The following is a 14037-nucleotide window of genomic DNA, read 5'->3' as shown; positions in this document are numbered from 1 at the left end:
GTCGGCGGGGCGTGGCTACACCGGGCCCGCCACCGCCGCCACCGGCTTCGCGAGCGAGACGCCCGAACCGTCTCGGCGCGGGTCGATCTCCGGCAGCTCCGCCGGTGAACCGTTGCGCTGCGCCGCGTGCGGCGGCGTCGGGCCCGCCCAGGCGAAGCTCAGGCAGTCCTCGCCCTTCAGGAACCGCTGGACGCGCACACCGCCCGTGGCGCGGCCCTTGCGCGGGTACTGGTCGAAGGGTGTGAGCTTGGCCGTCGTCTGCACCGAGTCGTCCAGGGTGCCGCGCGAGCCCGCCACGGTGAAGACCACCGCCTCCACCGCGGGGTCCACCGCCGCGAAGGAGATGACCTTCGCGCCGTCGGCGAGCTTGATGCCCGTCATGCCGCCCGCGGGCCGTCCCTGGGGGCGGACCTGCGAAGCCTGGTAGCGCAGGAGCTGGGCGTCGTCCGTGACGAAGACCAGGTCCTCCTCGCCGGTGCGCAGCTCGGCCGCGCCGACGATCCGGTCACCGTCCTTGAGGGTGATGACCTCAAGCTCTTCCTTGTTGGACGGATAGTCGGGGACCACGCGCTTGACGACGCCCTGCTCGGTGCCGAGTGCGAGACCCGGCGACGACTCGTCGAGCGTCATCAGGCAGATCAGCTTCTCGTCCTTCTCCAGGGAGAGCAGCTCCGCGACGGGCACTCCTCCGGAGAGACTGGGTGCGCTCGCCGTCTCCGGCAGCTGGGGAAGGTCCACTACGGGGAGGCGCAGCAGCCGTCCCTCGGAGGTGACCGCGCCCACCTCGCCGCGCGCCGTCGCCGGTACCGCCGAGACGATCACGTCGTGCTTGACGCGCTTGGCGTCGCCGTCCGCGAAGGGCTCGCCGTTGGCCGTGCGGGCCAGCAGGCCCGTCGACGACAGGAGCACCCGGCACGGGTCGTCCGCCACCTGGAGCGAGACCGTCGCGGCCGGGGAGCCGGCCGACTCCAGGAGCACCGTGCGCCGGTCGGTGCCGAACTTCTTGGCGACGGCGGCCAGTTCGGAGGAGACCAGCTTGCGCAGCTCCGCGTCCGAGTCGAGGATGCCGGTCAGCTCGTCGATCTCGCCGTTGAGCTTGTCGCGCTCGGACTCCAGCTCGATGCGGTCGAACTTGGTCAGCCGGCGCAGCGGCGTGTCCAGGATGTACTGCGTCTGGATGTCGCTGAGCGAGAAGCGCTCGATCAGGCGCTCCTTGGCCTGCGCGGAGTTGTCACTGGAGCGGATGAGGCGGATGACCTCGTCGATGTCCAGGAGGGCGACCAGGAGGCCCTCCACCAGGTGCAGGCGGTCGCGCTTCTTGCCGCGGCGGAACTCGCTGCGGCGGCGCACCACGTTGAACCGGTGGTCGAGGTAGACCTCCAGGAGCTCCTTGAGGCCGAGGGTGAGGGGCTGGCCGTCCACCAGCGCGACGTTGTTGATGCCGAAGGACTCCTCCATCGGCGTCAGCTTGTAGAGCTGCTCCAGGACGGCCTCGGGGACGAAGCCGTTCTTGATCTCGATGACCAGGCGCAGGCCGTGCGCCCGGTCGGTGAGGTCCTTGACGTCGGCGATGCCCTGGAGCTTCTTCGAGCCGACCAGGTCCTTGATCTTGGCGATGACCTTCTCGGGGCCGACGGTGAAGGGCAGTTCGGTGACGACGAGGCCCTTGCGGCGCGCCGTCACGTTCTCCACGGAGACCGTCGCGCGGGTCTTGAAGGTGCCGCGGCCCGTCTCGTACGCGTCCTTGATGCCGTTGAGGCCGACGATCCGGCCGCCCGTGGGCAGGTCCGGGCCCGGCACGTACTTCATCAGGGTCTCGAGGTCGGCACCCGGGTGCTTGATCAGGTGGCGGGCGGCGGCGATGACCTCGCCGAGATTGTGCGGCGGCATGTTCGTCGCCATGCCGACGGCGATGCCCGACGCGCCGTTGACCAGGAGGTTCGGGTAGGCCGCCGGGAGGGCGGACGGCTCCATCTCCTGGCCGTCGTAGTTCGGCTCGAAGTCGACGGTGTTCTCGTCGATCGACTCCGTCATCAGGGAGGTGGCGTCGGCCATCTTGCACTCGGTGTACCGCATGGCGGCCGGCGGGTCGTCGTTGCCGAGCGAGCCGAAGTTGCCGTGGCCGTCCACCAGGGGGAGGCGCATCGAGAAGGGCTGGGCCATGCGCACCAGCGCGTCGTAGATCGACGCGTCGCCGTGCGGGTGCAACTTACCCATGACCTCGCCGACGACGCGGGCACACTTCACGTAGCCGCGGTCGGGGCGCAGGCCCATCTCGTTCATCTGATAGACGATCCTGCGGTGCACCGGCTTCATGCCGTCCCGGGCGTCCGGCAGGGCGCGTGAGTAGATGACCGAATACGCGTACTCGAGGAAGGAGCCCTGCATCTCGTCGACGACGTCGATGTCGAGGATCTTCTCCTCGTACGAATCGTCGGGCGGCGGGGTCTTCGTGCTGCGGCGGGCCATCGCTGCTGCGGCTCCTTCACCAAGCAAGTGCGGGTTCTGACGCCGACCATTGTGGACTGTCCCACTGACATCGCCGACCACGACCCGTGCACCGGCGGTGTCACCCGCGACTACGCCGAGGGCGGACCGGGAACTTCGTCAGGTGTCAGCACGCTTGCATAAAGTGGCAGGACTGGCAGAACCAGCAATGTTTTAGCGATCGAAGGGACGTACATGCCCATGGGTCACACGGCCACAGCCGAGGCCGGCTCCGGCGGCCTGACAGCGACCGAGCACCGGCTGGCCAACGGCCTGCGCGTGGTGCTCTCCGAGGACCACCTGACCCCCGTCGCCGCGGTCTGCCTCTGGTACGACGTCGGCTCGCGCCACGAGGTCAAGGGGCGAACCGGCCTCGCGCACCTCTTCGAGCACCTCATGTTCCAGGGCTCGAAGCAGGTGCACGGCAACGGCCACTTCGAGCTGGTCCAGGGCGCCGGCGGCTCGCTCAACGGCACGACGAGCTTCGAGCGCACCAACTACTTCGAGACGATGCCCGCCCACCAGTTGGAGCTCGCCCTCTGGCTCGAGGCCGACCGGATGGGCTCACTGCTCTCCGCGCTCGACGAGGAGTCCATGGAGAACCAGCGCGACGTCGTCAAGAACGAGCGCCGCCAGCGCTACGACAACGTCCCGTACGGCACGGCCTTCGAGAAGCTGACCGCCCTCTCGTACCCGGAGGGCCACCCGTACCACCACACGCCGATCGGCTCCATGGCCGACCTGGACGCGGCCACCCTGGAGGACGCGCGCGCGTTCTTCCGCACGTACTACGCGCCCAACAACGCCGTCCTCTCGGTCGTCGGCGACATCGACCCCGAGGAGACGCTCGCCTGGGTCGAGAAGTACTTCGGGTCGATCCCCGGGCACGACGGCAAGCAGCCGCCGCGCGACGGCTCCCTGCCCGAGCGCATCGGCAAGGAGCTGCGTGAGGTCGTCGAGGAGGACGTCCCGGCGCGCGCCCTGATGGCCGCCTACCGCCTCCCGGAGGACGGCACGCGCGCGTGCGACGCGGCCGACCTCGCCCTCACCGTCCTCGGCAGCGGCGAGTCCTCCCGGCTCTACAACCGCCTCGTGCGCCGGGACCGCACCGCTGTCGCCGCGGGCTTCGGCCTGCTGCGCCTGGCCGGGGCGCCCTCGCTCGGCTGGCTGGACGTGAAGACCTCCGGTGACGTAGAGGTTCCCGTCATCGAGGCAGCCGTGGACGAGGAGCTGGCCCGCTTCGCCGCGGAGGGCCCCACTCCGGAGGAGATGGAGCGCGCCCAGGCGCAGCTGGAGCGCGAGTGGCTCGACCGGCTCGGCACGGTCGCGGGCCGCGCCGACGAACTGTGCCGGTACGCCGTCCTGTTCGGCGACCCGCAGCTCGCCCTGTCCGCCGTCCAGCGCGTGCTCGACATCACGGCGGAAGAGGTCCAGGAGGTCGCCAAGGCCCGCCTGCGCCCGGACAACCGCGCGGTGCTCGTGTACGAACCCGTGACGGCCGCCGGCGAGGGCGAAGACGGCGCCGAGGACACCGAGGAAGAGGAGGCGGCGAAGTGACCGAGGCCGCGACGATGCAGTTCCACCCCCAGCCCCAGGCAGGCACGGCCAAGCCCTGGGCCTTCCCGGCGCCCGAGCGCGGCACCCTGCCCAACGGCCTGACCGTGCTCCGCTGCCACCGCCCCGGCCAGCAGGTCGTCGCCGTCGAGATCAACCTCGACGCGCCCCTGGACGCCGAGCCCGAGGGCCTCGACGGCGTCGCCACGATCATGGCGAGAGCCTTCAACGAAGGCACCGACAAGCACTCCGCCGAGGAGTTCGCCGCCGAGCTCGACCGCTGCGGCGCGACGCTCGACGCGCACGCCGACCACCCGGGCGTGCGGGTCTCCCTCGAGGTGCCGGTCTCCCGGCTCCCGAAGGCGCTCGGGCTGCTCGCCGACGCCCTGCGGGCCCCGGCCTTCGCGGACAGCGAGATCGAGCGGCTCGTGCGCAACCGCCTGGACGAGATCCCGCACGAGGCCGCCAACCCGGCGCGCCGCGCCGCCAAGGAGCTCTCCAGGCAGCTCTTCCCGCCGACCTCGCGCATGTCGCGTCCGCGCCAGGGCACCGAGGAGACGGTCGCGGCCATCGACTCGGCGGCGGTGCGTGCCTTCTACGAGAAGTACGTCCGCCCCGCCACGGCCACCCTCGTCGTGGTCGGTGACCTCACGGGTACCGACCTGGACGCCGTCCTCGCGGACACCGTCGGCGCCTGGACCGGCTCCGCGGGCGAGCCGCGCCCGGTGCCGCCGGTGACCGCCGACGACCGTGGCCGCGTCGTCATCGTGGACCGCCCCGGAGCGGTCCAGACGCAGCTGCTGATCGGCCGTGTGGGGGCCGACCGGCACGACCGGGTCTGGCCGGCCCAGGTCCTCGGCACGTACTGCCTGGGCGGCACCCTCACCTCGCGTCTGGACCGTGTCCTTCGTGAGGAGAAGGGATACACCTACGGTGTAAGGGCGTTCGGTCAGGTCCTGCGTTCCGCGCCGGACGGCTCGGGTGCCGCCATGCTCGCCATCAGCGGCTCCGTGGACACCCCGAACACGGGGCCGGCACTGGAGGACCTGTGGAAGGTCCTGCGCGTCCTCGCCGCCGAGGGACTCACGGACGCCGAGCGCGATGTGGCCGTGCAGAACCTCGTGGGCGTCGCCCCGCTCAAGTACGAGATGGCGGCCTCCGTGGCGGCCACCCTCGCCGACCAGGTCGAGCAGAACCTGCCGGACGACTTCCAGGCGCAGCTGTACCGACAGCTGGCCGCCACCGGCACCGTGGAGGCCACTGCCGCCGTCGTGAACGCCTTCCCGGCGGACCGTCTGGTGACGGTCCTGGTCGGGGACGCCGCGCAGATCGAGGAGCCCGTCAGGGCGCTCGGCATCGGCGAAGTGAGTGTTGTCACCGGCTGAGTGACCGTCAGGCTGTTCGCCGGCCAGGACATATCGGGACCCCGATGACCGCTTCAGGCATCGGGGTCCCCATATGTCCGAATTACTATGGTGGTTGCCTGTCTGCCGTGTGGCGTGCGCTACAAAAAACGACTTCTGTTTGTCGATTGCAGTCGGCCCGTTTAGCGTCGAGCCGGCTGTTCGTCGCGCAGTACGCCGCATCCGCGGCACCGGACAGTCATCGCCGAGTCCCCGTACGGCGCGAGCCAGGGGAGCCGGGGACCCACATGTCCCCTGGGGTGAATCGGGCACCTTGCCGCGAGGTGAGGGGTCCGTAGGAGACCTTCCTGCTCCGAACCCGTCAGCTAACCCGGTAGGCGAGAAGGAAGGAAAGGATCACCCGCCACATGGCGTTCACCCGTGCCACCGGGAAGCACCGTCGTCCGAGCCGCCTCACGCGTACCACCGCGAACGTCGCCGGTGTCGCGGCGCTCACCACCACCGGTGTCATCGGCGGCCTCGCGGCCCCGGCGCTCGCCGCCCCCGACGAAGCGGCCATGGAGCACACCGGCCTCACCCAGGCGATATCCGTGGGCGACTCGCTCGCCGCGAGCATCGACGCGCAGGCCGCGGCGCAGCAGCAGGCCGCCGACGACGCCGCCGCCGCGAAGAAGGCCGAAGAGGCCGCCAAGAAGGAGGCCGCGGAGGAGAAGCGCAAGGCGGAGGCCGAGGCCAAGGCGAAGGCCAAGAAGGAGCGCGAGGCCAAGGAGCGCGCCGCCCGCGAGGCCGAGCGCAAGCGCCTGAACACCTACGTCTCCCCGATCAGCGGCTCGTACGTCTCCACGGGCTACCAGACCGGCGGCGCCATGTGGTCCTCCGGCAGCCACACCGGTGTCGACTTCCACGCGGCGTCCGGCACCAGCGTCCACGCGGTCGGCTCCGGCACCGTCGTCGAGGCCGGCTGGGGCGGTGCCTACGGCAACAACGTGGTCATCAAGATGAACGACGGCACGTACACCCAGTACGGCCACATGTCGTCCCTGGGCGTCACCGTGGGCCAGGCGGTCACCCCGGGCCAGCAGATAGGCCTCTCCGGCTCCACCGGCAACTCCAGCGGCCCGCACCTCCACTTCGAGGCCCGCACCGGCGCGGAGTACGGCTCGGACATCGACCCCGTCGCGTACCTCCGCTCGCACGGCGTCAGCGTCTGACGGACGACGGACCCCGCACAGCTCCGAAAGCCCCGGCTCGCCCAGAGCCGGGGCTTTCGCGTTGCCGTTGTTCCGCCGCCCTTGGCCAAAAGATATCCATGGATTCCGGCCCGCCGTCGGAAATTGCGGAGCTCTGCAATAGAGTCGATGAACGAGCGTCGGTCGACCGCGTTCAGCGGGGATTAAGGCGGAGGTCCGGTCATGCGCGTTGCCGCGCAATCGGTATGCACGGCCATTCGGGACGACATTGTCGCCGGTGTGTACGAAAGGGGTGGCCGGCTCACCGAGGAACTCCTCGCGCGTCGCTACGGCGTCTCCCGCGTGCCCGTGCGCGAGGCCCTGCGCACCCTGGAGGCCGAGGGCTTCGTCGTCACCCGCAGGCACGCGGGCGCGTGCGTCGCCGAGCCCACCGAGCAGGAGGCCGCCGACCTCCTGGAGGTGCGGACGCTGCTCGAACCGCTCGCCGCGGCGCGTGCCGCGCAGCGCCGCACGGACGCGCACCTGAAGGTCCTGCGCGGACTCGTCAGGCTGGGCCAGGAGCGCGCCAGGAACGGCCTCGGGGAGGATCTGCGCTCGCTGGGCGGGTGGTTCCACGAGACGCTCGCCCAGGCCTCCGGAAGCCCCGGGCTCAGCGCGCTGCTCACCCAGCTCCGGCACAAGATCGCCTGGATGTACGTCGTCGAGCCCCCGGCGGCGCCGGTCGAGTCCTGGGCCGAGCACGCCGCGATCCTCGACGCGGTCGCCCGCAGGGACCCCGAGCGCGCCAGGGCGCTCACCTCCGAGCACGCGGAACGCGCGACGGCCGCCCACCGATTGCGCCATGCGCGTCGGGGCGGCCGTGTGAGGAGTTCGCAACATGCCGTAAACACGGTGAGCCTCCGGAATTAACGGAGACGCCGTATACAAAGACAAGAGCAAAGAGCAGCGACAAAAGACTCTATTGCATACGTCGATGGGGTCACCCGGAATTCCGGATGACCCCATTTACGTAATGCAAGGAGCGTGTCCTAGACCGTCTCCGGAAGCTCCTCGAGACCCTCCGAGACCAGCTTCGCCAGACGGTCGAGGGCGGCGTCGGCACCCTCGGCGTCGGAGGCGAGCACGATCTCCTCGCCGCCCTGGGCGCCCAGGCCGAGCACCGCGAGCATCGAGCCGGCGTTGACCGGGTTGCCGCCGGCCTTGGCGATCGTCACGGGGACGCCGGCGGCCGTGGCCGCACGGACGAAGATGGAGGCGGGTCGGGCGTGAAGGCCCTCGGCCCAGCCGACGTTGACGCGGCGCTCAGCCATGTGTTGCTGCCCTTCCAGGTGTCTCACACTTGTCTAGACCAGTGTCTCATGCCGTCACGGGTGCTCTGCCGGACGCGCGTCCCGGCCCCCGACGCCTGCGACCCGTCCCAGCTTGCCCCGGCCCCGGCGGGCGCGCGACCCGTACCCTGGGCCCATGCAGACCCCGTCGGATCAGCAGGATCGGCACGACTACCCCTCCCACTGGGAAGCCGATGTGGTGCTGCGCGACGGAGGCACCGCCCGGATCAGGCCCATCACGGCCGAGGACGCGGACCGCCTGGTCAGCTTCTACGAACAGGTCTCGGACGAGTCGAAGTACTACCGCTTCTTCGCGCCCTACCCGCGGCTGTCCGCCAAGGACGTGCACCGCTTCACCCACCACGACCAGGTGGACCGGGTGGGCCTCGCGGCCACGGTGGGCGGCGAGTTCATCGCCACCGTGCGCTACGACCGCATCGACGAACGCGGCATGGCCGCCAGCGCGCCCGCGGACGAGGCCGAGGTCGCCTTCCTCGTGCAGGACGCCCACCAGGGCAGGGGCGTCGCCTCCACACTCCTGGAACATATCGCGGCCGTCGCCAGGGAGCGCGGCATCCGGCGCTTCGCCGCCGAGGTGCTGCCCGCCAACACCAAGATGATCAAGGTCTTCACGGACGCGGGCTATCAGCAGAAGCGCAGCTTCGAGGACGGCGTCGTCCGCCTGGAGTTCGACCTGGAGCCGACCGACCGCTCGCTCGCCGTGCAGCGCGCCCGCGAACAGCGCGCAGAGGGACGGTCCGTGCAGCGCCTCCTCACCCCGGGATCGGTCGCCGTCATCGGCGCGGGCCGGGCCCCCGGCGGCGTGGGCCGCAGCGTGCTGAGCAACCTCCGGGAGTCCGGCTTCACCGGCCGCCTGTACGCGGTGAACAGTGCCTTCGAAGAGGAGGCCGAGGGCGCTCACATCGACGGGGTGCCCGCGCACCGCTCCGTGGCGGCCGTCGAGGAGCCCGTGGACCTCGCCGTGGTCGCCGTGCCCGCCGAGCGCGTCCCGCAGGCTGTCGCCGAATGCGGCGAGCACGGGGTGCGCGGCCTCGTAGTGCTCTCCGCGGGCTACGGAGAGAGCGGCGAACTCGGCCGCGGGCGGCAGCGCGAACTGGTGCGCCAGGCCCGGTCGTACGGCATGCGCATCATCGGCCCGAACGCCTTCGGGGTCATCAACACCTCTCCGGAGACACGGCTCAACGCCTCGCTCGCCCCGCAGTCCCCCGCGCGCGGGCGCATCGGCCTGTTCACCCAGTCCGGCGCGATCGGCATCGCCCTGCTGTCCGGCCTGCACCGGCGGGGCGCGGGCCTTTCCACGTTCGTCGGGTCCGGCAACCGCGCGGACGTGTCCGGGAACGACCTTCTCCAGTACTGGTTCGAGGACCCGGACACCGACGTCACGCTGATGTACTTGGAGACCATCGGCAACCCGCGCAAGTTCACCCGTCTCGCGCGGCGTTCGGCGGTCACCAAGCCCCTCGTCGTCGTCCAGGGCGCCCGGCACAGTGGCATCACACCGACCGGCCACGCCGTGCAGGCCACCCGCCTGCCCCACGCCACGGTCTCGGCGCTGCTGCGCCAGGCGGGCGTCATCCGCGTCGACACCGTCACGGAGATGGTCGACGCGGGGCTGCTGCTCGCCGGACAGCCGCTGCCGTCCGGGCCCCGGGTCGGCATCCTCGGGAACTCCGAGTCCCTCGGCCTCCTCACGTACGACGCGTGCGTCGCCGACGGACTGCGGCCGCTGTCGCCGCGCGACCTCACGACAGCGGCGACCCCGGCCGACTTCCGCACCGCGCTCGCCGAGGCGCTGTCGTACGACGGCTGCGACGCGGTGATCGTCAACGCGATCCCCTGGGTGGGGGAGGACGGGGCCACGACGGACCCCGAGACACTGGCCACGGAGCTGCGAGCCGCCGCCGCGGGGTGCCCGGCGAAGCCCGTGGCCGTCGTGCACGTGGAGCTCGGCGGGCTCGCCGAGGCACTGGCCGCCGCTGCCAGCACCCGCCCCGACGCCCCCGCCCCGCCGACCAGCAGGCCGCCCGCGGAAGGGGCCCCGCCGGACACCCCGGAGGAGCCGCCCGCAGCCACGGAGCAGTACCGCATCCCCGCCTATCCCGCCGCGGAGCGGGCCGTACGTGCCCTCTCCGAAGCCGTCAAGTACGCCCAGTGGCGGCGCGAGGCCGCCGAGCCGGGGCGGGTGCACGAGTACGACGACATCGACGAGAGCGGGGCCGCCGAGCGCATCGCGGAGCTGCTCGCCAAGGACGGCGGCCCGCGCGGACTGACCCTCGCCCCGGCCGACGCCCACGAACTCCTCGGGCGCTACGGCATCCGCGTACGACAGGCCCTGCCCGCGCCCGGTCCCGACGCCGCCGCGGACGTCGCGCGCACCCTCGGTTACCCCGTCGCCCTGAAGACCACGGCCCCGCACCTGCGGCACCGCGCCGACCTCGGAGGGGTGCGGCTCGACCTCGCCGACGAGGAGCAACTGCGCCGGGCGTACCAGGAATTGACGGACGCCTTCGGCACCCCCGCAGAGCTGCGGCCCGTCGTGCAGGGCATGGTGCCGCGCGGTGTCGACACCGTCGTGCGGGCGGTTCTCGACCCGGCGGCCGGAGCGGTGCTCTCGTTCGGCCTCGCGGGCGCCGCCTCCGAACTGCTCGGCGACACGGCCCACCGCCTCGTCCCGGTCACCGACCGGGAGGCGGCCTCCATGGTCAGGTCCATCCGGACCATGCCGCTCCTGTTCGGCTGGCGAGGCTCCGCTCCCGTCGACACCCCCGCCCTGGAAGAGCTGCTCCAGCGGGTCTCCCGGCTCGTCGACGACCACCCCGAAGTGGTCACCGTCACCCTGGAGCCCGTGGTCGTCGCCCAGCGCGGCCTCTCCGTGCTCGACGCCTCCGTCCGGCTGGCGCCCCCGCCCGCCCGTGACGACCTCGGCCCCCGCACCCTTCCCGGCTACTGAGAGCCACTGAGGCTCCTTCCCGGGAGCGAGGCGGCCCCGCGGGGCACCGCGCGCCCCGCACCGGGCCGTAGGATGGACGGCATGGCAAAGACCGGTACGACGACCCAGGGGCTGCGCGCGGCGATCGAGCGCAGCGGCTACTACCCGGCCCTCGTGGCCGAGGCGGTGGAGGCCGCGATCGGCGGCGAGGCCATCGGGTCCTACCTGGTCCACCAGGAGACGACGTTCGACGCCAACGAAGTGCGCCGGCACGTGACCGTCCTCGTGCTGACCGGCACGCGCTTCATCGTCAGCCACACCGACGAGCAGGCGGCGGACAGCACGTCCCCGACGCCGTACGCGACGACCTCCACCGAGTCGGTCAAGATCGGCCGCATCTCCTCGGTCGTGGTCAGCCGCGTCGTCGCCAACCCCGAGAAGTACGTTCCCGGGACGCCGCCCCGCGAGGTCGTCCTGACCATCGGCTGGGGCGCCGTGTCCCGCCTCGACCTGGAGCCCGCCGCCTGCGGCGACCCCAACTGCGAGGCGGACCACGGGTACACCGGCAGCTCGACCGCCGACGACCTGAGCCTGCGCGTCAGCGAGGCGGGCGACGGCCCCGACGCCGTGCGGCAGACCCTCGCCTTCGCCCAGGCCCTGTCCGAGGCCACCGTGGACAACGCGCGCTGATGTCCTTGCCTGCCTGGGACGACGTACAACCGCTCGCCCTCGACACCGCACCCGTGCCCGCCTACGGCACGGCCTCGCTGGCCGATCTGCTGCCCACGCTCGTCGCCCACCAGGGCGTCGACGGCTTCGTGCCCGTCATCGCCGAACTCACCCCGGCCGACCGGAACTGCGTGTTCCTGATCGACGGCCTGGGCTGGGAGCAGCTCAGGGCGCACCCGGCAGAGGCGCCTTTCCTGACGTCGCTGCTGGAGAGCTCGCGCGGCGGCACGGGACAGCCCGTCACCGCGGGCTTCCCCGCCACCACCGCGACCTCGCTCGCCTCGGTCGGCACCGGCCTGCCGCCGGGCGTGCACGGCCTGCCCGGCTACACCGTCCGTGATCCGGCGACCGGCGGGCTGATGAACCAGCTCCGCTGGAACCCGTGGACCGACCCGCACGCGTGGCAGCCGTACCCCACCGTCTTCCAGCAGGCCCACGACGCCGGTGTGCACACCGCGCAGGTCTCCTCGCCGACCTTCGAGCACACCCCGCTCACCAAGGTCGCCCTGAGCGGCGGTTCCTTCCGGGGCAGGCTCTCCGGAGAGGACCGCATGGACCTCGCCGCACAGCAACTGGCCGCCGGAGACCGCTCCCTGGTCTACACGTACTACGCGGAAGTGGACGGCAAGGGTCACCGCTTCGGTGTGGACTCCGATGCGTGGCGCGGCCAGCTCATGTACGTCGACCGGCTCGTGCAGCGTCTCGCCGAGCAGTTGCCGCCGCGCAGTGCCCTCTACGTCACCGCGGACCACGGCATGCTCGACATCCCCTTCGACGACGCGTCCCGCATCGACTTCGACGAGGACTGGGAGCTGCGCGCGGGCGTCGCCCTCCTCGGCGGCGAGGGGCGCGCCCGCCACGTGTACGCGGTGCCGGGGGCCGAGAACGACGTCCTGACGGTGTGGCGCGAGGTCCTCGGCGAGCAGTTCTGGGTGGCCGGACGCGACGAGGCGATCGCCGCCGGGTGGTTCGGTCCACACATTGATCAACGTGTGTACGAGCGCATCGGCGATGTCGTCGCGGCGGCCCACGACGACGTGGCGATCATTGCCTCGGAGCGTGAGCCCAAGGAGTCCGCCCTGGTCGGCATGCACGGCTCCATGACCCCCGTCGAGCAGCTCGTCCCGCTCCTCGAAGTACGCACCTGAGCCGTGCTCTCCTGAGCCGCCCGTCGACCACGTCCCCCCCCGTACGCCCTGAAAGGTCTTCAACTCCCCATGCCCGAGCTGGTGTTTTTCTCTGGGACCATGGACTGCGGGAAGTCGACCCTGGCGCTGCAGATGGCGCACAACCGGTCGGCACGAGGGTTGAGCGGGTTGATCTTCACGCGTGACGACCGTGCGGGCGAGGGCAAGCTGTCGTCGCGCCTGGGTCTGGTGACGGACGCCGTGGAGGCGGCCCCCGGCCTTGATCTGTACGCGTATGTGGTGGGGCAGCTGTCGCGGGGCGGCAAGGTGGACTACGTGATCGCGGACGAGGCGCAGTTCCTCGCCGTGGAGCAGATTGACCAGCTCGCCCGGATCGTGGACGACCTCGAGCTCGACACCTTCGCTTTCGGTATCACCACCGACTTCCGTACGAAGCTCTTCCCCGGGTCGCAGCGGCTGATCGAACTGGCCGACCGGATCGAGGCGTTGCAGGTCCAGGCGATGTGCTGGTGCGGGGAGCGAGCGACCCACAACGCGCGCACCGTGGGCGGCGAGATGGTCGTCGAGGGTGAGCAGGTCGTGATCGGGGACGTGGACCGGCCGGCTGAGGAAGTCGGCTACGAAGTGCTGTGCCGCCGCCATCACCGCAGGCGGATGACGAGCGCGGCGGCGCATGCCGTGGCGCTCTCCCCCGATGTGCTGCCAGTTGCCGAGGTGTGAGTCGCGTGGCGGCCGGTGCGGGAGGTCCCCGGGGGGACTCCCGGCCGGCTCTTGAGTGCGGGCGGCTCCGGCGGGTTCTGCCAGGCTTGGGAAAAGCAAAGTAAAGAAGCGGGCGCCGTGGGCGAGGAGTGGGCCCGTCTGCCCGGCGCCCCAGGTGATCGACTGATTACCCGGCGTGACAATAGGGCGTTCCGAGTGTCGATCTGTTATCCGTGTGACTTTGCGTGACCTCCCTCGTTTACGTTTCCTTGGGCAGGAAAGGGGGTCGGTTTTGTGCTCCCTTTTGACTTCCCATGGTGTGCTGACTTTGGCTTGAACGGTTCGTTGGCCAAGCACACACGGGGGATTCATGTGGTCGAAGGTGTTGGTCCCTGGGCGGGACATATCGGGCGGGCTGCGGTCGCAGCCGTCGTCCATCTCTGCGTCACGAGGGCGCATCTCTGCGCCACCCCTACGTCATCCCTCCGCCGCTCGCCGCTCTGACCTGCGGTAACAGTGTCGGTACTCCTGGCTGGACAGGTTGATGGCTGAGGGTTCGTGGTCGACGTGTCAGACTTGACAGGTACG

General features: G+C 71.1%; 10 protein-coding genes and 1 riboswitch. Of the genes, 8 read left to right on the top strand and 2 right to left on the bottom strand.

Features of this window, described 5'->3' with window-relative positions:
• Nucleotides 1-15: 15 nt before the first annotated feature.
• Complete coding sequence (locus tag AB0N81_RS27545; protein ID WP_365362836.1) at nucleotides 16-2469, bottom strand: DNA topoisomerase IV subunit A; 2454 nt, start codon at nucleotides 2467-2469, stop codon at nucleotides 16-18.
• Between the two features lie 213 nt (nucleotides 2470-2682).
• Between AB0N81_RS27545 and AB0N81_RS27540 the strand changes: the two genes are divergently transcribed.
• From AB0N81_RS27540 to AB0N81_RS27525, 4 genes are all read left to right on the top strand, one after another.
• The gene (locus tag AB0N81_RS27540) at nucleotides 2683-4044 is read left to right on the top strand and encodes a pitrilysin family protein (protein WP_365362834.1); all 1362 of its coding nucleotides are present in this window, start codon (nucleotides 2683-2685) and stop codon (nucleotides 4042-4044) included.
• Complete coding sequence (locus tag AB0N81_RS27535; protein WP_365362832.1) at nucleotides 4041-5426, top strand: pitrilysin family protein; 1386 nt, start codon at nucleotides 4041-4043, stop codon at nucleotides 5424-5426. Before AB0N81_RS27540 ends, AB0N81_RS27535 begins: the two co-directional genes overlap by 4 nt.
• A gap of 211 nt (nucleotides 5427-5637) precedes the next feature.
• Nucleotides 5638-5800, top strand: a riboswitch (cyclic di-AMP (ydaO/yuaA leader).
• A 12-nt stretch (nucleotides 5801-5812) separates the two neighbouring features.
• Entirely contained in the window at nucleotides 5813-6616 is an 804-nt protein-coding gene (locus AB0N81_RS27530; RefSeq protein ID WP_365362830.1) for a M23 family metallopeptidase, read from the top strand.
• Nucleotides 6617-6817: 201 nt separating this feature from the next.
• Nucleotides 6818-7504: a GntR family transcriptional regulator gene (locus tag AB0N81_RS27525; protein WP_365362828.1), complete on the top strand. Its 687-nt coding sequence runs from the start codon at nucleotides 6818-6820 to the stop codon at nucleotides 7502-7504.
• 119 nt (nucleotides 7505-7623) lie between these two features.
• Here the strand turns inward: AB0N81_RS27525 and AB0N81_RS27520 are convergent, their stop codons facing one another.
• Nucleotides 7624-7905: an HPr family phosphocarrier protein gene (locus AB0N81_RS27520; RefSeq protein WP_362992734.1), complete on the bottom strand. Its 282-nt coding sequence runs from the start codon at nucleotides 7903-7905 to the stop codon at nucleotides 7624-7626.
• A 154-nt stretch (nucleotides 7906-8059) separates the two neighbouring features.
• Between AB0N81_RS27520 and AB0N81_RS27515 the strand changes: the two genes are divergently transcribed.
• The 4 genes from AB0N81_RS27515 (at nucleotide 8060) to AB0N81_RS27500 (ending at nucleotide 13470) form a co-directional block, all read left to right on the top strand.
• Nucleotides 8060-10894, top strand: a complete 2835-nt coding sequence (locus AB0N81_RS27515; protein ID WP_365362825.1) for a GNAT family N-acetyltransferase — start codon at nucleotides 8060-8062, stop codon at nucleotides 10892-10894.
• Nucleotides 10895-10975: 81 nt separating this feature from the next.
• Nucleotides 10976-11563, top strand: a complete 588-nt coding sequence (locus AB0N81_RS27510) for a DUF5998 family protein (RefSeq protein WP_365362823.1) — start codon at nucleotides 10976-10978, stop codon at nucleotides 11561-11563.
• Entirely contained in the window at nucleotides 11563-12750 is a 1188-nt protein-coding gene (locus tag AB0N81_RS27505; RefSeq protein ID WP_365362821.1) for a nucleotide pyrophosphatase/phosphodiesterase family protein, read from the top strand. Before AB0N81_RS27510 ends, AB0N81_RS27505 begins: the two co-directional genes overlap by 1 nt.
• 69 nt (nucleotides 12751-12819) lie before the next feature.
• Nucleotides 12820-13470, top strand: coding sequence for a thymidine kinase (locus tag AB0N81_RS27500; RefSeq protein ID WP_365362819.1), 651 nt, complete (start codon nucleotides 12820-12822; stop codon nucleotides 13468-13470).
• The last annotated feature ends 567 nt before the right edge of the window (nucleotides 13471-14037 follow it).

This window comes from Streptomyces sp. NPDC093510 (assembly GCF_040683555.1).
In the GTDB taxonomy this organism is placed as follows: domain Bacteria; phylum Actinomycetota; class Actinomycetes; order Streptomycetales; family Streptomycetaceae; genus Streptomyces.
The sequence above is the reverse complement of the archived record's forward strand: the minus strand, read 5'-3'. Positions and strand labels throughout refer to the sequence as shown.